Here is a 26371-nt window from a genome sequence, read left to right on the forward strand (position 1 = left end):
TCATGTCTCGTTCCGAAACCCTGTTTGCCAATGCTCAGAAACACATCCCCGGCGGCGTCAACTCGCCGGTGCGCGCGTTCAAGAGCGTCGGTGGCACACCGCTGTTCTTCAAACATGCCGAAGGTGCCTACGTCACCGACGAAGACGACAAGCGTTATGTCGATTACGTCGGCTCGTGGGGTCCGATGATCCTTGGCCACAGCCATCCGGACGTGCTCGACGCGGTGCGCAATCAACTGCAACACGGCCTGTCCTACGGCGCGCCGACGTCGATGGAAACCGAGATGGCCGATCTGGTCTGCTCGCTGGTGCCGTCGATGGACATGGTGCGCATGGTCAGCTCCGGCACCGAAGCGACCATGAGCGCGATCCGTCTGGCCCGTGGTTTCACCGGTCGCGACAGCATCATCAAGTTTGAAGGCTGCTACCACGGCCACTCCGACAGCCTGCTGGTCAAGGCCGGTTCCGGCGCGCTGACCCAAGGCGTCCCGAGCTCGGCCGGCGTGCCGGCAGCGTTTGCCAAACACACCCTGACCCTGCCGTTCAACGACATCGATGCGGTTGAAACGATGCTCGCTGAAGTGGGCGAAGACGTGGCGTGCATCATCGTCGAGCCGGTCGCGGGCAACATGAATTGCGTGCCGCCAGCGCCGGGCTTTCTCGAAGGTCTGCGTTCGCTGTGCGACAAGCACGGTGTGGTGCTTATTTTCGACGAAGTGATGACCGGTTTCCGCGTCGCCCTCGGCGGTGCCCAGGCGCACTACGGCGTGACGCCGGACCTGACCACGTTCGGCAAGATCATCGGCGGCGGCATGCCGGTGGGCTGCTTCGGCGGCAAGCGCGAGATCATGCAGCGCATCGCCCCCCTCGGTCCGGTGTATCAGGCAGGTACGTTGTCGGGTAATCCGCTGGCGATGGCTGCCGGCCTGACGACCTTGCGTCTGATCAGCCGCCCGGGTTTCCACGCCGAATTGACCGACTACACCGCGCGCATGCTCGACGGTCTGCAGCAGCGTGCCGATGCTGCTGGCATTCCGTTCGTGACCACCCAGGCCGGCGGCATGTTTGGCCTGTATTTCAGTGGGGCTGACGACATCGTCACTTTCGACGACGTGATGGCCAGCGACGCGGCCCTCTTCGGTCGCTTCTTCCACTTGATGCTTGAAGGGGGTGTGTACCTGGCGCCGAGTGCCTTCGAAGCCGGTTTCACCTCGATCGCCCATGGCGAAGCCGAGTTGCAACTGACGCTGGACGCTGCCGAGCGTGCCTTCGCCGCATTGAAATAATCGCCGCACCGCTGACGTTGGCTATGGCCAGCGTCAGCTTTCACCTACATCCGCTCGGTTTTTCCGACGCATCTGCGAAAAAGCTGCCTGAATCCGGCGATATATTCCCCATGCAGCAGAAAAACGAGTAAAGACTTTGTAAGGTTGGCCTCGCTTATTTCATAATGCGCGCTTATTGGATCCCTCGACGGGTCCGCGTGCCCTTCAGAGGTAAGTCGATTCCCATGAACCGCACCGGCCGCACCCTTGCATTGGGCTGCCTGTTGCTCCTTCAGCCCCTGCTCGCGCATGCACAAGCAGGCGGCAACTCGTTGTTGATCCCGGCGATGGGTCGTTGCACCCTCAATACTCAGCCGCAAGACGTCACGCAGGCACTGGCCGCCTGCCAGAAAGCGGCGGACGAAGGGGACGCGCAAGCGCAATACGAGTTGGGTGAGTTCTACTACGACGGCAAGAACGCGCCGCGCGACCTCAATCAAGCCCTGAGCTATTTCGAAAAGGCCTCGTTGCAAGGCCACGCCCAGGCGCAATTCAAGCTCGGCAGCATGTTCTTCCACGGCGAGGGCGTGCAGGCCAACAACATCCAGGCGTACATCGTGCTGAAGATGGCGGCGGTCAACGGTGCCGAAGAGGCGCTGGACACGGCCGACGAAGTCTCGGAAAAGATGTCCCGCGAAGATCTGGAAACCGCCACTCAGGTGCTCGGGCAGATTTTCCGCAAATACCTGATGGAACTGCAAAGCGCGGATGGGCGTACGCCTTTCTCCCCTCTTCCCTGATTTCTCTATAGATTTTTCTGGCCTCTTCGCGAGCAGGCTCGCTCCCACAGTAGATCTCCAGTGTTCAGAAGATCCCCTGTGGGAGCGAGCCTGCTCGCGAATGAGGCGACGCGGTCTTGAAGCTTACTTTTCAGGCATCGGCATCGGGAACGGCATGACATTGCCGACCGCACCGCGCGCTTCGCTGATTTTCGGCGTGCCCAGGCGCTCCACTTCGTCGATGCGCACGATCGAATGCATCGGCACAAAGCTGCGCACCACGCCTTCGAATTGCGCCTTGAGCTTTTCTTCGCTCGGATCGACGACCATTTGCGTGCGCTCGCCAAAGACGAATTCCTCAACTTCCAGGAAACCCCACAGATCACTTTGATAGATCTGCTTGGCGTACATTTCGAATACCTGGCCCTGGTTGAGGAAAATCACCTTGTAGATTGGAGCTTCGCGTTTGGTCATGGCGGGCGGATAACATCGGGGTAAAAATGAGGGCGCGAACTATAGCATAGCCACCGGACGCACAGCGGTAGGAACCTGACGGCTTGTTCCCTATAATGCGCGGTTCTTTGAATCACGTGACGACCCGAATCCATGGCCAAGAAGCTTTACATCGAAACCCACGGTTGCCAGATGAACGAGTACGACAGCTCGCGCATGGTCGATCTGCTGGGCGAACATCAGGCCTTGGAAGTCACCGCTCGCGCGGAAGACGCCGACGTGATTCTGCTCAACACCTGCTCGATCCGCGAGCGCGCGCAGGATCGCGTGTACTCGCAGCTCGGCCGCTGGCGCGAACTGAAGCTGGCCAACCCGGAGATGGTCATCGCCGTCGGCGGTTGCGTGGCCAGTCAGGAAGGCGCGGCGATCCGCGATCGCGCCCCGTACGTTGACGTGGTGTTCGGCCCGCAGACCCTGCACCGTTTGCCGGAGATGATCGACGCCGCGCGCATTACCAAGCTGCCGCAAGTCGACGTCTCCTTCCCGGAAATCGAAAAGTTCGACCACCTGCCCGAACCGCGCATCGACGGTCCGAGCGCTTATGTGTCGGTGATGGAAGGTTGCAGCAAGTACTGCACGTTCTGCGTGGTGCCGTACACCCGAGGCGAAGAAGTCAGCCGGCCGTTCGATGACGTGATCGCGGAAATCATCCACCTCGCCGAACACGGCGTGCGTGAAGTGACCCTGCTCGGGCAGAACGTCAACGGCTATCGCGGCCAGACCCACGACGGTCGCCTGGCCGATCTGGCCGAGCTGATCCGCGTGGTCGCCGCCGTCGACGGCATTGATCGCATTCGCTACACCACCTCGCACCCGCTGGAGTTCTCCGACAGCCTGATCCAGGCCCATGCCGAAGTGCCGGAGCTGGTCAAGCACCTGCACTTGCCGGTGCAGTCGGGTTCGGACCGGATTCTCGCGGCGATGAAGCGCAACCACACGGCGCTGGAGTACAAATCCAAGCTGCGCAAACTGCGCGCGGCGGTGCCGGGGATCTGCATCAGTTCGGACTTCATCGTCGGCTTCCCCGGTGAAACCGAGAAAGATTTCGAGCAGACCATGAAGCTGATTGCCGATGTCGGCTTCGATTTCTCCTATTCGTTCGTCTACAGCCAGCGCCCGGGCACACCGGCCGCCGATTTGGCCGACGACACCCCGGAAGAATTGAAGAAAGAACGTCTGAATGCGCTGCAACATCGCTTGAATCAGCAGGGCTTCGAAATCAGCCGACAAATGGTCGGTACAATCCAGCGCATTCTGGTGACCGATTATTCGAAGAAAGATCCGGGCGAACTGCAGGGCCGGACTGAGAATAACCGTATCGTCAACTTCCGCTGCGACAATCCGACCCTGATCGGCCAGTTCGCCGACGTGCACATCGACGCCGCACAGCCGCACTCGCTGCGTGGTTCGCTGATTCAATAACACTGCATTTCTCCTGTGGGAGCGAGCCTGCTCGCGAAGGCGGTCTGCCAGACACATCAATGTTGAATGCGTCGCCGCCTTAGCGAGCAGGCTCGCTCCCACAGGTACAGCGCCAGAGGCATGAATCGGGTGGGCTCATTTAAGAGCTTTCGCACCCACGCCACTGGCGTTATCCTTGATTTCATCCTAATTGCCCCAGGGCGGCTAAATACGACCTTGAACGCACCCATCGAACCACATCGTTTTCTCCTCGAGCCTTTTGAGGCTCGCCGCTTCGCCAATCTGTGCGGGCAATTCGACGAGCACTTGCGCTTGATCGAACAGCGCCTGGCCATCGAGATCCGCAATCGCGGAAACCAGTTCGAGCTGATTGGCGATCCAAAACTCACCACGTCCGCGGAAAACCTGCTGCGCCGCCTGTACCGGGAAACCAAGGGTACCGAGCTGTCGCCAGACCTGGTGCACCTGTTCATCCAGGAATCGGCCGGCGATCTGGACAATCCAGCCCCTGCCGAACCGACCGTCGCCCTGCGCACGAAAAAAGGCATGATTCGCCCACGCGGCTTGAATCAGCAGCGCTACGTGAAGGAAATCCTCGGCAACGACATCAACTTCGGCATCGGCCCGGCCGGTACCGGCAAGACTTATCTGGCCGTCGCCTGCGCGGTTGACGCGCTGGAGCGCGAGCAGATCCGCCGCATCCTGCTGGTGCGTCCGGCGGTCGAAGCGGGAGAAAAGCTCGGCTTCCTGCCTGGCGACCTGTCGCAAAAGATCGACCCGTACCTGCGCCCGCTCTACGACGCGCTGTACGAAATGCTCGGTTTTGAATACGTCGCCAAGTTGATCGAAAAGCAGGTGATTGAAGTCGCACCGCTGGCCTACATGCGCGGTCGCACGCTGAACAACAGTTTCATCATTCTCGACGAAAGCCAGAACACCACCGTCGAACAGATGAAGATGTTCCTCACGCGCATCGGCTTCGGCTCCACCGCCGTCATCACTGGCGACATCACCCAGGTCGACTTGCCGCGCGGCACCAAGTCCGGCCTGCACCATGTGATCGAAGTGCTGAAAGACGTGCCGGGCATCAGCTTCACCCACTTCCAGCCCAAAGACGTCGTGCGCCACCCGTTGGTGCAGCGGATTGTCGAGGCCTACGAGCGCTTCGAAACCCGTGCCGAAGCCGCGAAGGAAGCCTCGCGCGATGCTTGAGCTGGATCTGCAAATCGCCACCGAGGCCAGCGCGCCGAGTGAAGCCGAGTTCCGCCAGTGGTGCGAACTGGCCCTGCGCCAGCGCACCGCTGATTCGGAAATGACCATTCGTCTGGTCGACGAGGAAGAAGGCCGCGAGCTCAACCACACCTGGCGCCACAAGGATTATGCGACCAATGTGTTGTCGTTCCCGGCGGAAGTGCCCGACGAGTTTCTCGATATCCCGCTGCTTGGCGATCTGGTGATCTGCGTGGCCGTGGTCGAACGCGAAGCCGCCGAGCAGGGCAAGGAACTAAAGGCCCACTGGGCACATCTGGTCATTCACGGCTGCTTGCATCTGCTCGGTTACGACCATATAGATGACGACGAAGCCGAGGAAATGGAAGCACTGGAACGCGAGTTGCTTGCTGAACTGGGCTATCCCGATCCGTACGCGGACGACGAAACCGAACACTCCCCTATCGTTACAACAAAGGATTCAGAGTAATCGCTATGAGCGAAGATCGATCGAGCAACGGGCAGAAGTCATGGCTGGGTAAACTCACCCAGGCTTTTGCCCACGAGCCGAAGAACCGTCAGGAGCTCCTCGAGCTGCTGCGTGATGCACATCAGAACAAACTGCTGGACAGCGAAGCGCTGGCCATCGTCGAAGGCGCCATTCAGGTGGCTGACCTGCAAGTGCGCGACATCATGGTGCCGCGCTCGCAGATGATCAGCATCAAGGCGACCCAGACACCCCGCGAATTCCTCCCTGCCGTGGTCGACTCGGCCCACTCGCGTTATCCGGTCATCGGCGAAAGCCATGACGACGTGATGGGCGTGCTGCTCGCCAAGGATCTGCTGCCGCTGATCCTCAAGGAAAACGGCGACAGCTTCAACATCAAGGACCTGCTGCGCCCGGCCACCTTCGTGCCGGAGTCCAAGCGTCTGAACGTGTTGCTGCGTGAATTCCGCGCCAACCACAATCACATGGCCATCGTCATTGACGAATACGGCGGCGTGGCCGGTCTGGTGACCATCGAAGACGTACTGGAACAGATCGTCGGCGATATCGAAGACGAGCACGACGTCGAAGAAGACAGCTACATCAAGCCGCTGCCCAGCGGTGATTTCCTGATCAAGGCGCTGACGCCGATCGAGAACTTCAACGAGTTCTTCGACAGCGAGTTCTCCGACGACGAGTTCGACACCGTCGGCGGTCTGGTGATGAGCGCGTTCGGGCACTTGCCAAAACGCAACGAAATCACTGAAATCGGCGCCTATCGTTTCCGCATCCTGAACGCCGACAGCCGTCGGATTCATTTGCTGCGACTCACACCAATCGCCCGGTAAAGAAATCTAAGGACTGAAATGCGCTGGACTACCCGCCCCGGCTGGCCCGGTAACCTGCTGGCCGTGGCGGCCGGTGCAATCACCACGTTCGCTCTTGCCCCGTTCGACATCTGGCCACTGGCGTTGCTGGCGGTCGGATTGTTCTATGCCGGTTTGCGTGAGCTGAGTCCGCGTCAGGCGCTGGGCCGTGGCTGGTGCTTCGGCTTCGGCCTGTTCGGCGCCGGCACCAGCTGGATCTATTACAGCATTCACCATTTTGGCGGCGCTTCGGTGTTGCTCGCCGGGTTCCTGATGCTGCTGTTCACCGCGGCGATTGCCTGGTTCTTCGCCCTGCCCGCCTGGTTGTGGGCGCGCTGGTTGCGTCGTAACGAAGCACCGCTGGCGGATGCCTTGGCATTTGCTGCGCTGTGGGTCGGCCAGGAAGCGTTTCGCGGTTGGTTCCTTACTGGTTTCCCGTGGCTTTACTCCGGTTACAGTCAGCTCGACGGTCCGCTGGCCGGGCTCGCCCCAGTGGGCGGTATGTGGCTGGTGTCGTTCGTTCTGGCACTGACCGCAGCCTTGATCTACAACGCTCCGCGCTTGTTGCAGGCTCGCCGCAAAGGCTTTATCGCTGCCGGCCTGGTACTTCTGCTGGGGCCTTGGGCAGCAGGCGTCGCCCTCAAAGGCCATGCCTGGACCAGCCCGTCCGGCGCACCGCTGACGGTCGCCGCAATTCAGGGCAACGTCGCGCAAAGCATGAAATGGGACCCGGCCGAGCTCAACGCGCAACTGGCGCTGTACCGCGACTTGAGTTTCCGTTCCAAACCGGTCGATCTGCTGATCTGGCCGGAAACCGCCGTGCCGGTGCTGAAGGAATCCGCCGAGGGCTACCTGACGATGATGGGCAACTTCGCCGCCGAGCGTAAATCGGCGTTGATCACCGGTGTGCCGATCCGCCAGACCGTGCATCACGAGCGGCGCTTCTTCAACGGCATCACCGTGGTCGGCGAAGGCGACGGCACTTACCTGAAGCAGAAACTGGTGCCGTTCGGCGAATACGTGCCGTTGCAGGATGTGTTGCGCGGTTTGATCGCGTTCTTCGACCTGCCGATGTCGGACTTCGCTCGCGGCCCTTCCGATCAGGCGCTCTTGCAGGCCAAGGGTTATCAGATCGCACCGTTTATCTGCTACGAAGTGGTCTATCCGGAATTCGCCGCTGGGCTATCGGCCCGCAGTGATTTGCTGCTGACCATCAGCAATGACACCTGGTTCGGTACCTCGATCGGGCCGCTGCAACATCTGCAAATGGCGCAGATGCGCGCGCTTGAGGCCGGACGCTGGATGATCCGCGCCACCAACAACGGCGTCACCGGCCTGATCAATCCGTTCGGCCAGATCACCGCGCAGATTCCGCAGTTCGAACAGGGCGTGCTGTACGGCGAAGTGGTGCCGATGCATGACCTGACGCCTTATCTGCAATGGCGTTCGTGGCCGCTGATCGTGTTGTGCCTGCTGCTGTTTGGCTGGGCGCTGATGGCCAACCGCATGTCGAAGACTCTTTAAAGCAAAAGATCGCAGCCTTCGGCAGCTCCTACAGGGAAAACGCAAATCCCCTTGTAGGAGCTGCCGCAGGCTGCGATCTTTTGATCTTCAGCGGTAAAACAACGAATACCCCACCTGCCCCACCGCCTCATTGAGCAATTGCCCGCTCTGCCAGATCGACTTGAATTCCGGCAGCCAGCCGCCAAACGGTCTTGCGTTATCGGTACCGAGAAACCCGACCGGTGCCGGCACCACCTCAAATCCCGCCTGCTCAAAGCTCCACACCGCCCGCGGCATGTGCCACGCCTGCGTCACCACGACGACCCGCTTGATCCCCTGCGGCAAGAGAATATCCGCCGTCATCTTCGCGTTCTCCCACGTGGTGCGGCTCGCCCCTTCCTGCCACCGTACCGTCACGTCGAAGTCATCGCGCAATGAATCCGCCATCAACTTCGCCTCGGTCGGGGGCGTGCCGTAATGCAGGCCGCCACTGGTCAGGATCGGTAACCCGGAGGCCTTGGCCAAGCGCGCCGCGTAACGTTGACGCTCGAGCCCGACGCCGGTTGGCTGGTCTTCGCCCCAGGCCAGATCACCGCGCTCGCGACCCGAGCCCAACACCACAATGGCATCGGCGCGTTGCGCCAGCGTCGCCCATTCCTGCCGGGCCAGCGGCGGCTCGCGTTCCAGTGCCTTGGCGCCCCACTGCACCACCACCGGCAGGCTCATCAGCCACATACCGCCGAAGCCAAGGGCAAAGCACACGCCAGCCAAGCGCGGTCGCGAGCGGCGCAGCCACCAGGCGGCCAGCAACAGCAGCAAGAGAATGCCGGGCGGCAAGAGCAGTTGTTTGATGAAGTATCGAAAGGGCATCGGGCATCTCCAAAAGATGCCCGAAGCCTAAGAGTGTTAATCAAGGGTTACAACCAATAGGCGGGATCCTGTTGCAAAAGATCCGTTTACCGACCTGCCATGCGCTTACTTGGCCTGTACAGAGCGAACCTTGCCGGTGTCTCTGCGCGGCGCCTTGTCCTTGAGCCAGATGACCTTGGCCGAATGTGCTGCATCGAGCTGCTTCACTGCTTGAGACAGGCATCCCTGCGTTTCACGTTCACTGCGATCCAGATAGGCCTTGACCAGTTTGAACTCGGCGGGGCTCAAGCCACGCAATTCCAGTTCCAGGGGGCGCTCGTCGCGCAGCCGGTCAGCGGTTTTCACGGCGTCCAGCGCCATGCCCAGACGATCGATCAACCTTTCGTACAACTCGGGTTTCGTTACGTTTTTTTTCCGTTGCTCCACCATCCCTCACCTCATTGAAGATAAGACTCACTCCCCAGTTAGAGCTTAGCTTCGCTGCACGAACCGGCTACACGCCGCGACCAACGGCCCTCGCCACCTGAACCCTCAGGCATTCAGCTGTAATCAGGGTTTCCCTCGGCCAAGCGCGGTCATGTATGCTACGGCGCTTCCTGTCATTCCACTTCCAGCGCACCCGGGCCATCCCGGATGCCGCCGTCGAAGCGGACTAGGCCACCCCTATCCAGTACAAAAGTAGCCATGCACGAACAATATCAGCCCCGTGAGATCGAAGCCGCCGCCCAGTCGTTCTGGGATGAGCAAAAGTCCTTTGAAGTCAGTGAACAGCCAGGCAAGGAAACCTACTACTGCCTGTCGATGTTCCCTTACCCCAGCGGCAAGCTGCACATGGGCCACGTGCGCAACTACACCATCGGCGACGTGATCTCGCGCTACCAGCGCATGCAGGGCAAGAACGTTCTGCAGCCAATGGGTTGGGATGCGTTCGGCATGCCGGCGGAAAACGCCGCAATGAAAAACAACGTAGCGCCCGCCAAGTGGACCTACGAAAACATCGCCTACATGAAGTCGCAGCTACGCAGCCTCGGCCTGGCGGTTGACTGGTCACGTGAAGTGACCACCTGCAAGCCGGACTACTACCGCTGGGAACAATGGCTGTTCACGCGCCTGTTCGAAAAAGGCGTGATCTACCGCAAGAACGGCACCGTCAACTGGGACCCGGTCGACCAGACCGTGCTGGCCAACGAGCAAGTTATCGACGGACGCGGCTGGCGCTCCGGCGCGCTGATCGAAAAGCGCGAAATCCCGATGTACTACTTCAAGATCACCGCCTACGCCGACGAGCTGCTGGAAAGCCTCGACGAGCTGACTGGCTGGCCGGAACAGGTCAAGACCATGCAGCGCAACTGGATCGGCAAGTCCCGCGGCATGGAAGTGCAGTTTCCGTACAACGTCGACTCGATCGGCGAAGCCGGCACTCTGAAAGTCTTTACCACCCGTCCGGACACCCTGATGGGCGCGACCTACGTCGCCGTGGCTGCCGAGCACCCGCTGGCGACCCTGGCCGCGCAGAACAACCCTGAGCTGCAAGCGTTCATTGCTGAATGCAAGGGCGGCAGCGTCGCTGAAGCCGACGTCGCCACCCAGGAAAAGAAAGGCCTGCCGACCGGCCTCTTCGTCGAGCATCCGCTGACCGGCGAGAAACTGCCGGTGTGGGTCGCCAACTACGTGCTGATGCACTACGGCGACGGCGCAGTCATGGCGGTGCCGGCGCACGACGAGCGCGATTTCGAATTCGCCCACAAGTACAACCTGCCGGTGAAATCGGTGGTGCGCACCAGCTCCGGTGACAGCAACCCGGCGCCGTGGCAGGACGCCTATGGCGAGCACGGCACGCTGATCAACTCCGGTGAATTCGACGGCCTCGACTTCGCTGGCGCGTTCGACGCCATGGAAGTGGCCCTGATCAAGAAAGAGCTGGGCGCCTCGCGCACCCAGTTCCGCCTGCGCGACTGGGGCATCAGCCGCCAGCGCTACTGGGGCTGCCCGATCCCGATCATCCACTGCGCCGCCTGCGGTGACGTACCGGTGCCGGAAGATCAACTACCTGTCGTTCTGCCGGAAGACGTGGTGCCGGACGGCGCCGGTTCGCCGCTGGCGCGCATGCCCGAGTTCTACGAGTGCAATTGCCCGAAATGCGGCGCGCCGGCCAAGCGTGAAACCGACACCATGGACACCTTTGTCGAGTCCTCCTGGTACTACGCGCGTTACGCCTCGCCGCACTTCGAAGGTGGTCTGGTCGAGAAGTCCGCGGCCGATCACTGGCTGCCGGTGGATCAGTACATCGGTGGTATCGAACACGCCATTCTTCACCTGCTTTATGCGCGCTTCTTCCACAAACTGATGCGCGACGAAGGTCTGGTCAGCTCCAACGAGCCGTTCAAGAACCTGCTGACCCAGGGCATGGTGATCGCCGAGACTTACTATCGTCGCGAAGCCAACGGCGCTTACACGTGGTTCAACCCGGCCGACGTAGAACTCGAACGCGACAGCAAGGCCAAAGTCATCAGCGCCAAACTGAAATCCGACGGCCTGCCGGTGGAAATCGGCGGTACCGAGAAGATGGCCAAGTCGAAGAACAACGGCGTCGACCCACAGTCGATGATCGACCAGTTCGGCGCCGACACCTGCCGCCTGTTCATGATGTTCGCTTCGCCGCCTGACATGAGCGCGGAATGGTCCGACTCCGGCGTTGAAGGTTCGCACCGTTTCCTCAAGCGCGTCTGGCGTCTGGCGCAAGCCCACGTCACCCAGGGCTTGCCGGGCAAACTGGATATCGCCGCGCTGAGCGACGAGCAGAAAACCGTACGTCGTGCGATTCACCTGGCGATCAAGCAGGCCAGCCATGACGTCGGCCAGAACCACAAATTCAACACTGCCATCGCCCAAGTGATGACGCTGATGAACGTGCTGGAAAAAGCCGCGCAAGCCACCGAACAGGACCGCGCACTGCTGCACGAAGGTCTGGAAGCGGTGACCCTGCTGCTGGCGCCGATCACCCCGCACATCAGCCACGAACTGTGGAAGCAGTTGGGTCACGCCGATGCGGTGATCGATGCAGGCTGGCCGGCGGTGGACGAAAGTGCACTGGTGCAGGACAGCCTGACCCTGGTCATTCAGGTCAACGGCAAGCTGCGCGGGCAGATCGAAATGCCGGCCAGCGCCACCCGCGAAGAGATCGAAGCCGCCGCGCGCATCAACGAAAACGTGCTGCGCTTCGTCGACGGCCTGACCATTCGCAAAGTGATCGTGGTACCGGGCAAACTGGTCAACATCGTCGCCAGCTAAATTGGATCGGCTGTCAGGCTCGCCTGGCAGCCAGTAAAACCTTTCGGGCCGCAGAGTCGGCTCACCTGGTTTCAAGGGGAGCAACACAATGATCAAACGCAATCTGCTGGTGATGGGCCTCGCCGTTCTGCTGGGCGCCTGCGGTTTCCAGTTGCGTGGTACCGGCACCAACGAACTGTCGATCAAGGAAATCGACCTGAGCGCGCGCAACGCGTACGGCGAAACCGTGACACAGCTGCGTCAGACGCTGGAATCCAGCGGCGTCAAGGTTTACAGCGGCGCGCCTTACAAGCTGTACCTGGCTGACGAGCAGGAAAGCCAGCGCATCCTCAGCTATGCCGGTGCCGGCCGCACAGGCGAGTATCAGGTCAATACCGTGCTGAGTTATGACATCCGCGGCGAGAAGAACCTGTCCCTGCTTAGCGACAAACTTGAAGTACAGAAGGTGTTCATTCACGACGGCAACAACCTCGTCGGTTCCGACCAGGAAGCCAATGATGCCCGTCATGAAATTCGCCGCGAGCTGGTCCAGCGCATGATGCTGCGCCTGTCGCAACTGACTCCGAGCCAGTTGCAGCAACTGCAGCAAACCGCCAATGACCGCGCCAAGGCTGAAGCCGATGCGCTGGAAGCGGCGCAAAAGGCTGAGGCGGAAACGCCGCGTCAGTCTCCGCTCGAAATCCCGCAGCAGTAAGCCGGCCGGGGCGCTCAGGCGCCCCGCTCGCCCTTCCTTATGAAGCTCGCTCCCGCGCAACTCGGCAAACACCTGCAAGGCGCCCTCGCGCCGGTCTACATCATCAGCGGCGATGACCCGCTGCTGTGTCAGGAAGCCGCCGACGCCATCCGCACCGCTGCTCGTCAGCAAGGTTTCGACGAACGCCAGGTATTCGCCGCCGACGCCAATTTCGATTGGGGTACGTTGCTGCAGGCCGGTGCGAGCATGTCGCTGTTCGCCGAAAAACGCCTGCTGGAACTGCGCCTGCCCTCAGGCAAGCCCGGCGACAAAGGTGCTGCGGCGCTGATCGAATATTGCTCGCGCCCCGCCGAGGACACGCTGCTGCTGATCAGCCTGCCCAAGCTCGATGGCAGTGCGCAGAAAACCAAGTGGGGCAAGGCGCTGGTCGAAGGCCAGCAAACCCAGTTCGTGCAGATCTGGCCGGTGGATGCCAATCAGCTGCCGAGCTGGATCCGTCAACGTCTGTCGCAGGCCGGCCTGTCGGCCAGTCAGGACGCGGTCGAGTTGATTGCCGCGCGTGTCGAAGGCAACCTGCTCGCCGCCGCCCAGGAAATCGAAAAGCTCAAGTTGATGGCCGAAGGTGGGCAGATCACCGTCGAAACCGTGCAGGCCGCCGTGGCCGACAGTGCGCGGTTCGACGTGTTCGGCCTGACTGACGCGGTACTCAACGGCGAACCGGCCCACGCCTTGCGCATGCTTGAGGGTTTGCGCGGCGAAGGCGTCGAGCCGCCGGTGATTCTCTGGGCACTGGCGCGGGAGTTGCGCCTGCTGGCCAACATCTCCCTGCAATACAGCCAGGGCGCTCCGCTGGACAAGTGCTTCAGCCAGTCGAAACCGCCGGTCTGGGACAAGCGCAAGCCGCTGATGAGCAAGGCTCTGCAACGCTACTCGGCGCCACGCTGGGCGCAATTGTTGCTTGAAGCCCAGCGCATCGATGCGCAGATCAAGGGCCAGGCGGCGGGTTCGCCGTGGATGAGCCTGAGTCGTCTGGCTTTATTGATGTCAGGCCAGCGACTGACTTTGCCTGCCGAATAAGATCAAAAGATCGCAGCCTTCGGCAGCTCCTACACCGACCCCTGTAGGAGCTGCGGCACGCTGCGATCTTTTGATCTTGTTTTCCTACAAACACTGCCCATATTTGTCTTATAGACAGATGCCCGACATCGGCAGATTATTCCCCCCGCAAAACTCACCTCACCGAGAGAAGCTCATGAGCAAAAAGCCAGCAAAGCATGGCCCCAACAAGGCCAAATCCATCGTCGCCCAGCCCTTGTTCCGCAGTCGTCAGGAACGACCAGCCAAGGGCAAAGGCAGCTACCGCCGCGAAGCCTTCCGGTCTGACAACCGGGAGGCTTTTTACTTTCTGGCTGCCTGAAGCGCACCACCCCCCGCTCATGTTAAGGTCTGCACCTGATTCGTTTCCCCTGGAACTGTGCATGCCCCCAAGTCTTTCCCGTCGTTGGCCCGTGCGCCAATTGATCGCTGCCTCCAGCTTCATTCTGCTTGTCGCCTGCGCGGAAAAACCCACCGCCGCCGATGCACAACCGCTTCAAGCCGCTCCCGTGCCTACGGCCCCAGCGATTATCCCGCCGGTAGTGCCGTCCGCCGATCCGCTCGATATTCAACCGACCCAGACTTTTGCCGAATGGCAGGCGGGTTTTCGCAAGGACGCCCTCGCCGCCGGGGTTCGCCCTGAGCTGTTCGATCAGGCATTTGCCAATGTCAGCTTCGACGCCAGCGTGATTCGTGCCGATCGCAGTCAGCCGGAGTTCTCGCGGCCAGTATGGGAATACCTCGATGGCGCGCTGTCGCCGCTGCGCGTGCGCAAAGGCCAGGCATTGATCAATCAGTACGCCGACATTCTGCAAAGTATTGAGCAACGGTACGGCGTTGATCGCCAGGCACTGGTGTCGGTGTGGGGCATGGAAAGCAATTTCGGCCAGTTCCAGGGCAGCAAGTCGGTGATCAACTCGCTGGCCACCCTCGCCTACGAAGGGCGTCGCCCGGGCTTTGCTCACGCGCAATTGATCGCTGCCCTGCAGATTCTGCAACAGGGCGATATCACTCCGGAAAAAATGCTCGGCTCCTGGGCCGGGGCAATGGGCCAGACCCAGTTCATCCCGACTACTTACAACACCCACGCCGTGGATTTCGACGGTGATGGTCGCCGCGATATCTGGGGCAGCCCCGCCGATGCCCTGGCCTCGACCGCACATTATCTGCAAAGCTCAGGCTGGCAGCGTGGTCAGCCGTGGGGTTTCGAAGTGCAACTGCCGAGCAGCTTCAACTACACCCTGGCGGATGGCACGATTCGTAAAAGTGTTGCTGAATGGCGGCAACTGGGCGTGAGCCTGCCCAATGGTGCGCAGGTGCCAGCCGGTTCCGAGCAACTGTCCGCTGCCCTGCTCTTGCCAGCCGGTTATCGTGGCCCGGCGTTTCTGGTCCTCGATAACTTCCGGGCGATCCTCAAGTACAACAATTCGTCATCGTATGCGTTGGCGGTGAGTCTGTTGTCGGAGCGATTCGAAGGAGCAGGCCTGATCAATGGCAACTGGCCGAAAGACGATCTGCCGCTAAGCCGCACCGAGCGCATCGAACTGCAAACGCTGTTGAGCGCGCGTAACTACGATGCCGGCACGGCTGACGGGATTATTGGCGCCAACACCCGCAAAGCGATTCGCAGCGCGCAGCAGGCGCTGGGGTGGCCGGCGGATGGTTATCCGACGCACAAGTTGCTTGAGAGCCTGCGTAGCCAATAGAACAAATCAAAAGATCGCAGCCTTCGGCAGCTCCTACATGGGATTGACGAGCGTCCTGTAGGAGCTGCCGAAGGCTGCGATCTTTTGAGCCTCACCCGAATTATCGGATGACCACATCCTGCTCCAGCAGCAACTCCTGCTTCCCCGCATCCAGGCGCACCAGCGCGCCCAACGGCAGCGTCAGGTTCGGGTCGCAATGACCACTGCGCCAGCCCGACAACACTGGGATCCGCAACGGCTCAAACGTCTGCTTGAGCAAGCGATTCAACGCGTCGACATCCACCCCGGCGATATCACCGACCAGCACACCGCGCAGCCTGGCCAGCTTGCCGGCCAGACGCATCTGAGTCAGCAGGCGGTCGATACGGTACAGCGGCTCGTTGATGTCCTCGATAAACAAAATCGCCCCTTCGACATCAATCTCGTAGGGCGTGCCGAGAGTTGCAGCGATCATCGCCAGATTGCCGCCAAGCAACCGCCCGTGAGCAATGCCCGGTTCGACGGTTGATAGCGGATACGCCGCGGGATGGCTGAGCACACTGCCTGTTTTCAATTGCCCGCGCAGCATGGCGAAAAATGACGTAACGGTCGGCGGTTCCTTGTCGCCCAGCAGGTCGGCATTGAGTAGCGGGCCGTGAAAGGTCACAAACCCAGCATAGCGGCTGATGGCCAGATGCAGCGCGGTGATGTCGCTGTAGCCGACAAAGGGTTTGGCATGACGGCTGAGCAGGTCGTAATCGATTCGGTCCAGCAGGCGCGGCGTGCCGTAGCCGCCGCGCAGGCAAATAATGGCGTCGACTTGGGGATCAGCGAACGCCGCGTGCAGATCGCGCAGACGCACGTCATCACTGCCGGCCAGATAGCCGTCCTTCTCGTAGACGCCCGGAAACACCTTCAGCCCATAGCCGCGGGCGCGCATCCATTGCAGCGCCTTATCGGTGTCCAGAGCACCCGGGCCGGCCGGTGCAATGACGCCGATCAGCCCTTCCGAGGGCAATGCGGGCACGGCCTTGTGCGGGCAGAGTGTATGGGTCGGTCGAATGGTCATCCTTGGATCTCCCTGTGAATTGATGCTCACACATTAGTCAGGAACGTGAACAAACAGAAGAGGATCAGCCACGCCGTGCATTGAAGGAAAAATCAGCAGCGAATGTAAGTCGGGCAAAAAAATGCCCGCCGGGCTATCAGACCTCGGCGGGCATTTTTCCTCGGCGCTGAATCAGGATCCCAGCAGCTCGGCCTTGACCAGCTTCGCCTGCTCGTCGGCGTGGTACGAGGAACGTACCAGCGGGCCCGACGCAACGTTCTTGAAGCCCATCTTGTAACCTTCTTCGGCGAACCAGGCGAAGGTGTCCGGGTGCACGAAACGCTGCACCGGCAAGTGGCTGCGCGACGGTTGCAGGTATTGGCCGAGGGTCAGCATGTCGATGTCATGTTCGCGCATGCGCTTCATGACTTCGATGACTTCCTCGTCGGTCTCGCCCAGACCCAGCATCAGGCCGGACTTGGTCGGGATATGCGGCATCATCTGCTTGAAGCGTTGCAGCAGGGTCAGCGACCACTGGTAATCCGAACCCGGGCGCGCAGCCTTGTACAGGCGCGGCACGGTTTCCAGGTTGTGGTTGAACACATCCGGCGGCTCGGCGGCGGTGATTTCCAGGGCGATGTCCATGCGGCCACGGTAGTCCGGGACCAGGGTTTCGAGCTGCACGTTCGGCGACAGTTTGCGGATTTCGCGGATGCAGTCGGCGAAGTGCTGGGCACCGCCGTCACGCAGGTCATCGCGGTCAACCGAAGTAATCACTACGTACTTGAGCTTGAGGTCGGCGATGGCGATGGCCAGGCTTTCCGGCTCGTTGACGTCCAGTGGCTTCGGACGACCGTGGCCAACGTCGCAGAACGGGCAGCGACGGGTGCAGATGTCGCCCATGATCATGAACGTGGCGGTGCCGCCGGAGAAGCATTCGCCGAGGTTCGGGCAGGACGCTTCTTCGCAGACGCTGTGCAGCTTGTGCTTGCGCAGCAGGCTCTTGATGCGGTCGACTTCCGGCGAAACCGGGATGCGCACGCGGATCCAGTCGGGTTTCTTCGGCAGTTCGGTGGTCGGGATGATCTTGACCGGGATGCGTGCAACCTTCTCGGCGCCGCGCAGCTTGACGCCGGCTTCGACCTTGGGACGCGGGGCCGGGCGCTCGGTCACGTCGAGCGTCGGGATCATGGTTTGCACTGCATCAGTAGTCATATCAGTCGATTCCGCCCGTGAGGGTCGTCTGCTCAGCATAGTCGAGGTGTTTGACGAGCTGCGCGCGCAGCCGGGCACTTACCTCGGCAAATTCAATCGATCCTGCGTGATCGCTCAGCTGGGTCATGGCCAGCCCGGCGTAGCCGCAGGGATTAATCCGTCGAAACGGTTCCAGGTTCATATCCACGTTCAGGGCCAGGCCATGAAAGGAACAACCGTGGCGAATGCGCAAACCCAGAGAAGCGATTTTCGCTCCATCGACATACACGCCGGGAGCATCTGGCTTGGCCGCGGCGGTGACGCCGTAGCTGGCCAGCAGTTCGATCAGGCAGGCTTCCATGCGGCTGACCAGATCACGCACGCCGAAACCCAGCTTGCGCACATCCAGTAACAGATAGGCCACCAGCTGCCCGGGGCCATGATAAGTCACTTGGCCGCCACGATCGACCTGCACCACCGGAATATCTCCCGGCAGCAACAGGTGTTCAGCCTTGCCGGCCTGGCCCTGGGTGAACACCGGCGGGTGTTCGACGAGCCAGATTTCGTCGGCGGCAGCATTGCCGCGTTCGTTGGTAAAGCGTTGCATGGCATGCCAGACCGGCTCGTAAGCCATCTGGCCCAGCTCGCGAAAGCCCAGCGTGCCGTGCATCACAACACCATGTGCACGAAGCCGGTCGCCCGCAGTTCGCTGTTGATGTTGTACAGCTGATCCTGATCGGTGGCGACGATGTGCAACTGAATGGTGGTGTATTTGCCGTTGGTGCTTTGACGCTCGTCGATGCGCTCATCATTGATGGTCGCGTGTTTCTTGACGATGTCGATGATCTTGTCTTTGTTGCCTACACCGGTATCGCTGATCACCTTGACGGGATAGTCCGTGACAGGGAATTCGATCTTTGGCGCCTTTACTTCGGTATCGGTCATGGCGTAACGGCCTCTAGAGTGCAAGCCGTGGTAACGCACATGGCCCCGCACCGGTTCGGGGCGGGGCCATGCAGGTCAACACTGAATCAGTTGAACAAGCCGTAGAAGAATAGACGGATGCTATCCCACATGCGGCGGAAGATACCACCCTCCTCGACGCCATCCAGAGCGATCAGGTCGGCGCTGTGCACCACCTTGTCTTCCAGTTTGACTTCGACTTTACCGATTACGTCGCCCTTGGCGATTGGCGCAACCAGTTGCGGGTTCATGGTCATGCTGGCAGCGAGCTTCTTCAGCTGGCCTTTTGGCAGAGTCATGGTCAGGTCCTGCGCCAGGCCGGCCTTGACCTGGCTGGTGGTGCCTTTCCACACCGGCGCCTGCGCCAGTTCAGTGCCCTTCTGGTAGAAGGTCTGGGTTTCGAAGAAGCGGAAACCGTAGGTCAGCAGCTTCTGGGTTTCAGCGGCGCGAGCCACTTCGCTGTTGGTGCCGAACACCACGGCGATCAGGCGCTGGCCGTCACGTACCGCCGAGGACACCATGCAGTAGCCGGCTTCATCGGTGTGGCCGGTTTTCAGACCGTCAACGGTCTTGTCGCGCCACAGCAGCAGGTTGCGGTTAGGCTGCTTGATGCCGTTCCAGAAGAACTCTTTCTGCGAGTAGATCGCATAGTGAGCCGGGTCTTCGTGGATGATCGCACGGGCCAGAATCGCCATGTCGTGCGCCGACGAGTAGTGCTCAGGGTTTGGCAGACCGGTCGGGTTCATGAAGTGGGTATTGGTCATGCCCAGTTCGGTGACGGTCTTGTTCATCAGATCGGCGAAGGCGTCTTCGCTGCCGGCGATGTGCTCGGCCAGGGCGACGCTGGCGTCGTTACCGGACTGGATGATGATGCCGTGCAGCAGGTCGCTGACAGTAACCTGCGAACCGACCTTGATGAACATCCGCGAACCGCCGGTGCGCCAGGCGTTTTCGCTGACGGTCACCGGATCGTTTTCACCGATCTGACCGCGACGGATTTCCAGGGTCGCGATGTACGCGGTCATCAGCTTGGTCAGGCTGGCCGGTGGCAGACGCTGGTCGCCGTTGTTTTCGACCAGCACGTTGCCGCTGCTGGCATCCATCAGAACGTAGGCCTTGGCGGCCAGTTGTGGTGGCGACGGCATCATCTCGGCCGCGAAGGCGGCTGGCGAGAGGAGCAGCGGGACTAGCAGACACAGGCGTTTGGCAAAGGTGGTGATGTTCATCCGTCTCTCGAAATCGCTAATGGAAACTTGCCCGAAGGCAAAACTTGTTCAGACAGCCTTCTAACGGGCCATCGCGTGTTCAGTTGCTCACTCCAGTCACCCTTGCCGGGCTTTTGTTCTTCGACGAGCCAGCAACCTGGTTCACCCCCCGAATACCGCAAGTGAACCGTCAATCAAGGTCTACGTGTTACTCGGTGACCACGCTGGGCGAACCCAGATTGGCCAGCCGCACACTGTTCTGCACCTGGGCGATTTCACCCGGCGAGCCGATCGGCCCCAGGCGCACCCGATGCAGGGTCTGCTGATTGCGCACGATCGAGCTGATGAACACCGGCGCGCTCACCATCCCGCTGAGCTTCGACCTCAGCAGTTCGGCAGCGTCCGGGTTGGCGAACGCGCCCACCTGCAGATACTGGCCAGACGCTGGTGCAGAAGCGTTTTTTTTTGCATCGATCTGCACGGGCACCACGGCCGCGGCGTGCTGCTGCGGCGGCGGCGTCCATTGCTCGACGGTGCCAGCCGAAGCCGTAATCACTGGCGCGCTATTCTGCGCCACTTGCGGCTCGTTGAGCATCAGCGGCGCCGGACGGCCCTTGGCCGCCCACCACTGCTGCGGATCGATGCCTTCGACCTTGACCCGTGCGGTACCGGTTTCGGCATAGCCGAGTTTCTTCGCCGCCGCGTAGGACAAATCGATGATGCGATCGGAGTAGAACGGCCCACGGTCGTTGACACGCAGGATCACGGTCTTGTTGTTGTCCAGGTTGGTCACCCGAACGTAACTTGGCAGTGGCAAAGTCTTGTGCGCGGCACTCATGCCGTACAGGTCATACACTTCGCCATTGGCGGTGTTCTGGCCATGGAATTTGGTGCCGTACCAGGACGCCGTGCCCGAGGCCACGTAGGTCTTGGATTCCTGCAAAGGAAAATAGGTCTTGCCCAGCACGGTGTACGGGTTGGCCTTGTACGGGCCGGTGTGCAGCGTCGGTGTCGCATCAGGAATGCGCGAGACATCGACATCCCACCACGGCGCGCCGTCTTTGTGCGCGCGGTTGATGTCCAGGCCCGGTTGGGCGCGGACCGCGGTGGACGGGGTTTTCTGCGTCGGCGTGCGGCTGGTCGTGCAACTGGCGACCAGGACTGCCAACGCAGCGAAAGCCACCAGCTTCAGGGGTTTATTGTTAGGCAATGCCTGCATTACTTGACGCCCCGTGCTTGTACCAGCTGTTCAGACAGTTGATGTACGGCCATGGCGTACATCACGCTGCGGTTATAACGCGTGATCGCGTAGAAATTCTGCAGGCCCATCCAGTATTCAGGGCCGCTGTCGCCTTCGAGTCGAAATGCGGTAACCGGCATATCATCGCGCAGCGCATCATGACTTGACCAGCCCAGCGCCCGCAACTCTGCGACCGTTTTCACCGGTTCGATCCCAGTGGTCAGGCCTTCATCGACCTGCTCGCCGCGCACATCGGCGCGGCTGACCACCGGCTCACCAGCGACCCAGCCATGACGCTTGAAATAGCTGGCGACGCTGCCAATGGCATCGTCCGGGTTGTTCCAGATATTGATGTGGCCGTCCCCGTCGAAATCCACCGCGTAGGCGCGAAAGCTGCTCGGCATGAACTGCGGCAGGCCCATGGCCCCGGCGTACGAGCCTTTCAGGGTCAGTGGATCGACCTGTTCTTCGCGGGACAGCAGGAGGAACTCACGCAGTTCCTTGCGGAAAAATTCGGCACGGGGAGGATAGTCGAAGCCGAGGGTCGATAAAGCATCGATCACGCGGAAATTGCCGGTATTGCGTCCGAAAAAGGTCTCGACGCCGATGATCGACACGATGACTTGTGCCGGCACGCCGTATTCCTGCTCGGCGCGGGCCAGGGTCGCCTCGTGCTGACGCCAGAAGTCCACACCACGTGCAATGCGCGCGTCGGTGATGAACATCGGGCGATATTCGTTCCACTGCTTGACCCGTTCGGCGGGTTTGGAGATAGCGTCGAGAATCGACTGCTTGCGTTGCGCCTCGCGGAACACACCCATCAGTTGTTCACCGGCGAAACCGTAGTCGCGGGTCATTTCGCCGACGAATTCGGCCACCTGCGGCGAGCCTTCATAGTCGCCGGCCAGCGCTTCCTGCACGCTCCCCAGCAGGCCCATCAGGCCAACCAGCGGCGCGCATCGAGTCGCCCAGCCACGCATTGCTTGCATTGCACTCTTCACCTTATTCAAACCTGTGCGATCCACTTGCGATGGGTATGGATCGACATCAAAACCCCAAACGCTGACAGCAGCGTCACCAGCGAAGTTCCTCCGTAGCTAATGAACGGCAACGGCACCCCCACAACCGGCAGCAGGCCACTGACCATACCGATGTTGACGAAAACGTAAACAAAAAAAGTCATGGTCAACGCGCCGGCGAGCAATTTGCCGAACAGCGTTTGCGCCTGGGCGGTGATTACCAGCCCGCGACCGATCAACAGCAGATAGATCAGCAGCAGCGCACAAATCCCCACCAGACCGAACTCTTCGCCAAGCACGGCGATGATGAAGTCGGTATGGCTTTCCGGCAGAAAGTCGAGGTGCGACTGGGTGCCGAGCAGCCAGCCTTTGCCGAATACGCCGCCGGAACCGATCGCCGCCTTCGACTGAATGATGTTCCAGCCGGTGCCGAGCGGATCGCTTTCCGGGTCAAGGAAAGTCAGTACGCGCTGCTTCTGATAGTCGTGCATGACGAAAAACCACATCGCCACCGACACTGGCACCGCTGCGGCCAATACGCTGAGAATCCAGCGCCAGCGCAGACCGCCCATGAACAGTACGAATGCGCCACCGGCCAGAATCAGCAGTGAGGTACCGAGATCCGGCTGGCGCACGATCAGAATGAACGGCACGCCAATCAGCATCAGGCTGATGCCGACGTGCTTGAGCTGCGGCGGCAAGGTGCGTTTGGACAGATACCAGGCGATGGTAGCCGGCATCAGGATCTTCATGAATTCCGAGGGCTGGAAGCGGATCACCCCGGGGATGTTGATCCAGCGCGTGGCGCCCATGGCGTTGTGGCCCATGATGTCGACGACAATGAGCAAGACAACACCGATCACGTAACCGAGCGGTACCCACCGAGCCATGAAACGCGGCTCGAACTGGGCGATGACGATCATCGCCACCAGACCGATGCCGAACGACGTGGCCTGCTTGCCGAGCAGGTCCCAGCTCTTGCCACTGGCCGAATACAGCACGAACAGACTGCCGGCGGCGAGGATCAGCAACAGGATCAACAGCGGGCCATCGATATGCAATCTTTGCAGCAACGTCGCGCGGCGACGCATCACATCCTCGCTGGAGAGCATGCGATCAAAGTTATTCATCACGGGCCGTGGCCTCCGCAGTGATTGGGCTGGCGTACTCGGCTTTCAGATGGCCATCCTTGTCGAGCAACCAGGCATCCATGACCTGGCGCACCACGGGCGCGGCAACGCCGGAGCCGGATTCACCGTTCTCGACCATCACCGAGACGACGATCTTCGGATCATCGGCCGGGGCGAAGCCGACGAACAGGGCGTGGTCGCGGTGGCGCTCCTGGACCTTGGAGCGGTCGTATTTCTCGCCCTGCTTGATCGCCACCACCTGCGCGGTACCGGACTTGCCGGCGATACGGTATTGCGCGCCGATCGCCGCTTTGCGCGCGGTACCACGGGCACCGTGCATCACCTGCTGCATGCCGTGGTTGACCTTGTTCCAGTCGGACGGGTCGCGCAGGACGATATTCGGCATCGGATTGTCATCAACCGGTTTGACTCCGTCGAGGGACTTGGCCAGGTGCGGACGGTTCCAGATACCCTTGTTGGCCACCAGCGCTGTGGCCTGGGCCAGTTGCAGCGGTGTCGACTGCATGTAGCCCTGGCCGATCCCGAGAATCAGGGTTTCGCCGGGGAACCACGCCTGTTTGCGCGTCGCCCGCTTCCATTCGCGGGAGGGCATCAGGCCCGGAGATTCTTCGAACATGTCCAGCGAGACCTTCTGGCCGATGCCGAACTTGTTCATGTAGGTCGACAGCCGATCGATGCCGAGCTTGTGCGCCAGGTCATAAAAGTAGGTGTCGTTGGACCGCATGATCGCCGTGTCGAGGTCGACGAAGCCGTCCCCGGTACGGTTCCAGTTGCGGTACTTGTGATCGTAGTTGGGCAGCATGTAGTAGCCCGGGTCGAACACCCGACTGGAAGCCGTGACCACGCCAGCGTCGAGACCGGCAATTGCCACCGCCGGTTTGATCGTCGAGCCCGGCGGATACAGACCACGCAGCACGCGGTTGAACAGCGGCCGATCGATGGAATCACGCAACTCGGCGTAGGCCTTGAAACTGATGCCGGTGACGAACAGGTTGGGGTCGAAACTCGGCTGACTGACCATCGCCAGCACTTCGCCGGTTTTCGGATCGAGCGCCACCACCGCGCCACGTCGCCCGCCCAGTGCGGCCTCGGCGGCTTCCTGCAATTTGATGTCGAGGCTCAGGACGATGTCCTTGCCGGGAATCGGATCGGTGCGCTTGAGCACGCGCAACACGCGGCCCCGGGCGTTGGTCTCGACTTCCTCGTAACCGACCTGACCGTGCAATTCCGGCTCGTAGAAACGCTCGATGCCGGTTTTGCCGATGTGGTGGGTGCCGCTGTAGTTGACCGGATCGAGGCTTTTCAGCTCTTTCTCGTTGATCCGCCCCATGTAGCCCACCGAGTGGGCAAAATGCGCACCCTGCGGGTAATGCCGGACCAGTTGCGCGACCACTTCCACCCCGGGCAGGCGGAACTGGTTCACCGCGATCCGGGCGATCTGTTCTTCGGTCAGCTCGAACAGGATCGGCACCGGCTCGAACGGCCTGCGCCCCTGACGCATGCGCTTCTCGAAGATCACCCGGTCCTCGGGCGTCAGCTCCAGCACCTCGACAATGACGTCGAGCACCTGTTGCCAGTCGCCGGAGCGCTCGCGGGTCATGCTCAGGCTGAAACTTGGCCGGTTGTCGGCCACGACCACGCCGTTGCGGTCGAAAATCAGTCCGCGCGTCGGCGGAATCGGCTGCACATGGACGCGGTTGTTTTCCGACAGGGTCGAGTGGTACTCGTACTGGATCACCTGCAGGTAATACAAGCGCGCGATCAGCACACAGATCAGCGACACGATCACGATCGCACCGAACACGACACGGCTGCGCACCAGACGGGCGTCCTTTTCGTGGTCCTTGATGCGGATCGGCTGAGACATGAGGGCAGGCTTACTTGTGGTAAGGGTGGCCGGACAACACGGTCCAGGCACGGTACAACTGTTCGCCGATCAGAATCCGCACCAACGGGTGCGGCAAGGTCAGCGGCGATAACGACCAGCGCTGGTCGGCGCGGGCACAGACTTCCGGTGCCAGCCCTTCCGGGCCGCCGACCATGAAGTTGACCGTGCGCGAATCCAGGCGCCAGCGATCGAGTTCGACCGACAGTTGCTCGGTGCTCCAGGGCTTGCCGTGAACCTCCAGCGTGACGATCCGCTCGTTGTGCCCGACCTTGGCCAGCATGGCTTCGCCTTCCTGGCGGATGAAACGGGCCACGTCGGCATTCTTGCCACGGGTGTTGAGCGGAATTTCCACCAGTTCCAGCGCCAGCTCGGACGGAAGACGCTTGGCATATTCATGCCAGCCTTCTTCCACCCACTTGGGCATGCGTGAACCGACGGCGATCAGGCGCAGTCGCACAGCAATCCCTTAGAACTGGTCTTTGTTGAGCTTGGTGAAATGCTCGTGGGTGTTCTCCGGGCTGTGATGCTTGGCATCGGCCGCACGGCTTTGCTCGGCACCGGCCCACAGGCGCTCCAGGTCGTAGAACTGACGCGCCGAGGCGGTCATCATGTGCACGATCACCAGATCGAGGTCGAGCAGCACCCAGTCGCTGTCGCCCTTGCCTTCTTCGCCCAGCGGCTTGGCGCCCTGCTTCTTCACTTCCTCGCGGACCTTGTCGAGCATCGCGTTGATCTGGCGATTGGAGGTACCGGTGGCGATGATCATGTAGTCAGTGATGCTCTGCTTGTCGCGCACATCAATGATCTGGATGTCCTGGGCCTTGACGTCTTCCAGCGCAGCGACGGCAATCTTGACCAGTTCGTCGCCCTTGAGCGGTTCATTGGTGTTGACGGCTTCCGGCAGTGGCGCGCTCTTGAACGTGCCTTTGCGCTTTACTTTCGGTAGATCTTTATCAGTCATATGAAACTCGTTTTGCTCATGTA

At 61.0% G+C, this 26371-nt stretch carries 26 protein-coding genes; 12 read left to right on the plus strand and 14 right to left on the minus strand.

Going from position 1 to position 26371, the window contains the following annotated elements; genetic code table 11:
• Positions 1-2 precede the first annotated feature (2 nt).
• Positions 3-1286 (plus strand): glutamate-1-semialdehyde 2,1-aminomutase, encoded by a 1284-nt coding sequence (gene hemL / locus AC0Z4S_RS18610; RefSeq protein WP_434766821.1) that lies wholly within the window; start codon positions 3-5, stop codon positions 1284-1286.
• Positions 1287-1510: 224 nt separating this feature from the next.
• Positions 1511-2065, plus strand: a complete 555-nt coding sequence (locus AC0Z4S_RS18615) for a tetratricopeptide repeat protein (RefSeq protein ID WP_064364065.1) — start codon at positions 1511-1513, stop codon at positions 2063-2065.
• A gap of 123 nt (positions 2066-2188) precedes the next feature.
• Here AC0Z4S_RS18615 and AC0Z4S_RS18620 read toward each other — a convergent pair whose 3' ends face one another.
• On the minus strand, positions 2189-2518 hold the full coding sequence (locus AC0Z4S_RS18620; RefSeq protein ID WP_016773045.1) for a DUF1820 family protein: 330 nt from the start codon (positions 2516-2518) through the stop codon (positions 2189-2191).
• 132 nt (positions 2519-2650) lie between these two features.
• On the opposite strand from AC0Z4S_RS18620, the gene miaB reads away from it, so the two are divergent.
• From miaB to lnt, 5 genes are all read left to right on the plus strand, one after another.
• Positions 2651-3979, plus strand: coding sequence for a tRNA (N6-isopentenyl adenosine(37)-C2)-methylthiotransferase MiaB (gene miaB / locus AC0Z4S_RS18625; RefSeq protein ID WP_485624103.1), 1329 nt, complete (start codon positions 2651-2653; stop codon positions 3977-3979).
• Between the two features lie 216 nt (positions 3980-4195).
• A complete protein-coding gene (locus AC0Z4S_RS18630) occupies positions 4196-5191 on the plus strand; it encodes a PhoH family protein (protein ID WP_253496127.1) in 996 nt (331 codons plus the stop codon).
• Positions 5184-5678 carry an rRNA maturation RNase YbeY gene (gene ybeY / locus AC0Z4S_RS18635; RefSeq protein WP_252868341.1) on the plus strand — a complete coding sequence of 165 codons (495 nt, stop codon included), beginning with the start codon at positions 5184-5186 and terminating at the stop codon, positions 5676-5678. Before AC0Z4S_RS18630 ends, ybeY begins: the two co-directional genes overlap by 8 nt.
• A gap of 5 nt (positions 5679-5683) precedes the next feature.
• The gene (locus AC0Z4S_RS18640) at positions 5684-6523 is read left to right on the plus strand and encodes a CorC family transporter (RefSeq protein WP_007909641.1); all 840 of its coding nucleotides are present in this window, start codon (positions 5684-5686) and stop codon (positions 6521-6523) included.
• A gap of 18 nt (positions 6524-6541) precedes the next feature.
• Positions 6542-8065: an apolipoprotein N-acyltransferase gene (lnt, locus tag AC0Z4S_RS18645; protein WP_253496129.1), complete on the plus strand. Its 1524-nt coding sequence runs from the start codon at positions 6542-6544 to the stop codon at positions 8063-8065.
• Positions 8066-8152: 87 nt separating this feature from the next.
• Here the strand turns inward: lnt and AC0Z4S_RS18650 are convergent, their stop codons facing one another.
• Together AC0Z4S_RS18650 and AC0Z4S_RS18655 are read right to left on the minus strand one after the other, a co-directional pair.
• Positions 8153-8914 (minus strand): YdcF family protein, encoded by a 762-nt coding sequence (locus tag AC0Z4S_RS18650; protein ID WP_485624106.1) that lies wholly within the window; start codon positions 8912-8914, stop codon positions 8153-8155.
• Between the two features lie 105 nt (positions 8915-9019).
• Positions 9020-9343 (minus strand): hypothetical protein, encoded by a 324-nt coding sequence (locus tag AC0Z4S_RS18655; RefSeq protein ID WP_024014441.1) that lies wholly within the window; start codon positions 9341-9343, stop codon positions 9020-9022.
• 255 nt (positions 9344-9598) lie between these two features.
• Here AC0Z4S_RS18655 and leuS point away from each other — a divergent pair, with 255 nt between their 5' ends.
• The 5 genes from leuS (at position 9599) to AC0Z4S_RS18680 (ending at position 15700) form a co-directional block, all read left to right on the plus strand.
• Positions 9599-12205 carry a leucine--tRNA ligase gene (gene leuS / locus AC0Z4S_RS18660; RefSeq protein ID WP_485624108.1) on the plus strand — a complete coding sequence of 869 codons (2607 nt, stop codon included), beginning with the start codon at positions 9599-9601 and terminating at the stop codon, positions 12203-12205.
• An 88-nt stretch (positions 12206-12293) separates the two neighbouring features.
• Positions 12294-12899 carry an LPS-assembly lipoprotein LptE gene (locus tag AC0Z4S_RS18665; RefSeq protein WP_485624110.1) on the plus strand — a complete coding sequence of 202 codons (606 nt, stop codon included), beginning with the start codon at positions 12294-12296 and terminating at the stop codon, positions 12897-12899.
• Positions 12900-12938: 39 nt separating this feature from the next.
• On the plus strand, positions 12939-13976 hold the full coding sequence (holA, locus tag AC0Z4S_RS18670; protein WP_485624112.1) for a DNA polymerase III subunit delta: 1038 nt from the start codon (positions 12939-12941) through the stop codon (positions 13974-13976).
• 175 nt (positions 13977-14151) lie between these two features.
• Positions 14152-14316 (plus strand): alternative ribosome rescue factor ArfA, encoded by a 165-nt coding sequence (gene arfA / locus AC0Z4S_RS18675; protein ID WP_016773035.1) that lies wholly within the window; start codon positions 14152-14154, stop codon positions 14314-14316.
• Positions 14317-14377: 61 nt separating this feature from the next.
• The gene (locus tag AC0Z4S_RS18680; protein ID WP_485624114.1) at positions 14378-15700 is read left to right on the plus strand and encodes a lytic murein transglycosylase; all 1323 of its coding nucleotides are present in this window, start codon (positions 14378-14380) and stop codon (positions 15698-15700) included.
• Positions 15701-15800: 100 nt separating this feature from the next.
• Here AC0Z4S_RS18680 and AC0Z4S_RS18685 read toward each other — a convergent pair whose 3' ends face one another.
• From AC0Z4S_RS18685 to rsfS, 11 genes are all read right to left on the minus strand, one after another.
• The gene (locus AC0Z4S_RS18685) at positions 15801-16748 is read right to left on the minus strand and encodes a S66 peptidase family protein (protein ID WP_485624116.1); all 948 of its coding nucleotides are present in this window, start codon (positions 16746-16748) and stop codon (positions 15801-15803) included.
• A gap of 171 nt (positions 16749-16919) precedes the next feature.
• Entirely contained in the window at positions 16920-17918 is a 999-nt protein-coding gene (lipA, locus tag AC0Z4S_RS18690) for a lipoyl synthase (RefSeq protein WP_160768663.1), read from the minus strand.
• Positions 17919-17943: 25 nt separating this feature from the next.
• On the minus strand, positions 17944-18591 hold the full coding sequence (lipB, locus tag AC0Z4S_RS18695; protein WP_024014445.1) for a lipoyl(octanoyl) transferase LipB: 648 nt from the start codon (positions 18589-18591) through the stop codon (positions 17944-17946).
• The gene (locus AC0Z4S_RS18700; protein WP_039761816.1) at positions 18591-18866 is read right to left on the minus strand and encodes a DUF493 domain-containing protein; all 276 of its coding nucleotides are present in this window, start codon (positions 18864-18866) and stop codon (positions 18591-18593) included. Before AC0Z4S_RS18700 ends, lipB begins: the two co-directional genes overlap by 1 nt.
• Positions 18867-18952: 86 nt before the next feature.
• On the minus strand, positions 18953-20110 hold the full coding sequence (locus AC0Z4S_RS18705) for a D-alanyl-D-alanine carboxypeptidase family protein (RefSeq protein WP_016773028.1): 1158 nt from the start codon (positions 20108-20110) through the stop codon (positions 18953-18955).
• 187 nt (positions 20111-20297) lie between these two features.
• Positions 20298-21308 carry a septal ring lytic transglycosylase RlpA family protein gene (locus AC0Z4S_RS18710; protein ID WP_016773027.1) on the minus strand — a complete coding sequence of 337 codons (1011 nt, stop codon included), beginning with the start codon at positions 21306-21308 and terminating at the stop codon, positions 20298-20300.
• On the minus strand, positions 21308-22318 hold the full coding sequence (gene mltB / locus AC0Z4S_RS18715; protein ID WP_253496145.1) for a lytic murein transglycosylase B: 1011 nt from the start codon (positions 22316-22318) through the stop codon (positions 21308-21310). Before mltB ends, AC0Z4S_RS18710 begins: the two co-directional genes overlap by 1 nt.
• Before the next feature lie 17 nt (positions 22319-22335).
• Positions 22336-23439, minus strand: coding sequence for a rod shape-determining protein RodA (rodA, locus tag AC0Z4S_RS18720; RefSeq protein WP_051600793.1), 1104 nt, complete (start codon positions 23437-23439; stop codon positions 22336-22338).
• 31 nt (positions 23440-23470) lie between these two features.
• Entirely contained in the window at positions 23471-25366 is a 1896-nt protein-coding gene (gene mrdA, locus AC0Z4S_RS18725; RefSeq protein WP_253496147.1) for a penicillin-binding protein 2, read from the minus strand.
• A 10-nt stretch (positions 25367-25376) separates the two neighbouring features.
• Entirely contained in the window at positions 25377-25844 is a 468-nt protein-coding gene (gene rlmH / locus AC0Z4S_RS18730; RefSeq protein ID WP_485624119.1) for a 23S rRNA (pseudouridine(1915)-N(3))-methyltransferase RlmH, read from the minus strand.
• A gap of 9 nt (positions 25845-25853) precedes the next feature.
• Positions 25854-26348: a ribosome silencing factor gene (gene rsfS, locus AC0Z4S_RS18735; protein ID WP_016773024.1), complete on the minus strand. Its 495-nt coding sequence runs from the start codon at positions 26346-26348 to the stop codon at positions 25854-25856.
• Positions 26349-26371: the final 23 nt, after the last annotated feature.

The sequence above is a fragment of the Pseudomonas sp. 1L-B-1-E-C1 genome (assembly GCF_057291835.1).

Excerpts from the sequence above, each read along its gene's own strand:
- rodA (WP_051600793.1), bottom strand. The coding sequence starts at position 23,439 with ATGCGTCGCCGCGCGACGTTGCTGCAAAGATTGCATATCGATGGCCCG.
- AC0Z4S_RS18685 (WP_485624116.1), bottom strand. The coding sequence starts at position 16,748 with ATGACCATTCGACCGACCCATACACTCTGCCCGCACAAGGCCGTGCCC.
- AC0Z4S_RS18665 (WP_485624110.1), top strand. The coding sequence starts at position 12,294 with ATGATCAAACGCAATCTGCTGGTGATGGGCCTCGCCGTTCTGCTGGGC.
- AC0Z4S_RS18650 (WP_485624106.1), bottom strand. The coding sequence starts at position 8,914 with ATGCCCTTTCGATACTTCATCAAACAACTGCTCTTGCCGCCCGGCATT.
- holA (WP_485624112.1), top strand. The coding sequence starts at position 12,939 with ATGAAGCTCGCTCCCGCGCAACTCGGCAAACACCTGCAAGGCGCCCTC.
- lipB (WP_024014445.1), bottom strand. The coding sequence starts at position 18,591 with ATGCACGGCACGCTGGGCTTTCGCGAGCTGGGCCAGATGGCTTACGAG.
- hemL (WP_434766821.1), top strand. The coding sequence starts at position 3 with ATGTCTCGTTCCGAAACCCTGTTTGCCAATGCTCAGAAACACATCCCC.
- AC0Z4S_RS18710 (WP_016773027.1), bottom strand. The coding sequence starts at position 21,308 with ATGCAGGCATTGCCTAACAATAAACCCCTGAAGCTGGTGGCTTTCGCT.
- AC0Z4S_RS18655 (WP_024014441.1), bottom strand. The coding sequence starts at position 9,343 with ATGGTGGAGCAACGGAAAAAAAACGTAACGAAACCCGAGTTGTACGAA.
- AC0Z4S_RS18620 (WP_016773045.1), bottom strand. The coding sequence starts at position 2,518 with ATGACCAAACGCGAAGCTCCAATCTACAAGGTGATTTTCCTCAACCAG.
- rsfS (WP_016773024.1), bottom strand. The coding sequence starts at position 26,348 with ATGACTGATAAAGATCTACCGAAAGTAAAGCGCAAAGGCACGTTCAAG.
- lnt (WP_253496129.1), top strand. The coding sequence starts at position 6,542 with ATGCGCTGGACTACCCGCCCCGGCTGGCCCGGTAACCTGCTGGCCGTG.
- AC0Z4S_RS18700 (WP_039761816.1), bottom strand. The coding sequence starts at position 18,866 with ATGACCGATACCGAAGTAAAGGCGCCAAAGATCGAATTCCCTGTCACG.
- leuS (WP_485624108.1), top strand. The coding sequence starts at position 9,599 with ATGCACGAACAATATCAGCCCCGTGAGATCGAAGCCGCCGCCCAGTCG.
- AC0Z4S_RS18680 (WP_485624114.1), top strand. The coding sequence starts at position 14,378 with ATGCCCCCAAGTCTTTCCCGTCGTTGGCCCGTGCGCCAATTGATCGCT.
- ybeY (WP_252868341.1), top strand. The coding sequence starts at position 5,184 with ATGCTTGAGCTGGATCTGCAAATCGCCACCGAGGCCAGCGCGCCGAGT.
- AC0Z4S_RS18615 (WP_064364065.1), top strand. The coding sequence starts at position 1,511 with ATGAACCGCACCGGCCGCACCCTTGCATTGGGCTGCCTGTTGCTCCTT.
- miaB (WP_485624103.1), top strand. The coding sequence starts at position 2,651 with ATGGCCAAGAAGCTTTACATCGAAACCCACGGTTGCCAGATGAACGAG.
- lipA (WP_160768663.1), bottom strand. The coding sequence starts at position 17,918 with ATGATCCCGACGCTCGACGTGACCGAGCGCCCGGCCCCGCGTCCCAAG.
- AC0Z4S_RS18640 (WP_007909641.1), top strand. The coding sequence starts at position 5,684 with ATGAGCGAAGATCGATCGAGCAACGGGCAGAAGTCATGGCTGGGTAAA.
- arfA (WP_016773035.1), top strand. The coding sequence starts at position 14,152 with ATGAGCAAAAAGCCAGCAAAGCATGGCCCCAACAAGGCCAAATCCATC.
- mltB (WP_253496145.1), bottom strand. The coding sequence starts at position 22,318 with ATGCAAGCAATGCGTGGCTGGGCGACTCGATGCGCGCCGCTGGTTGGC.
- AC0Z4S_RS18705 (WP_016773028.1), bottom strand. The coding sequence starts at position 20,110 with ATGAACATCACCACCTTTGCCAAACGCCTGTGTCTGCTAGTCCCGCTG.
- mrdA (WP_253496147.1), bottom strand. The coding sequence starts at position 25,366 with ATGTCTCAGCCGATCCGCATCAAGGACCACGAAAAGGACGCCCGTCTG.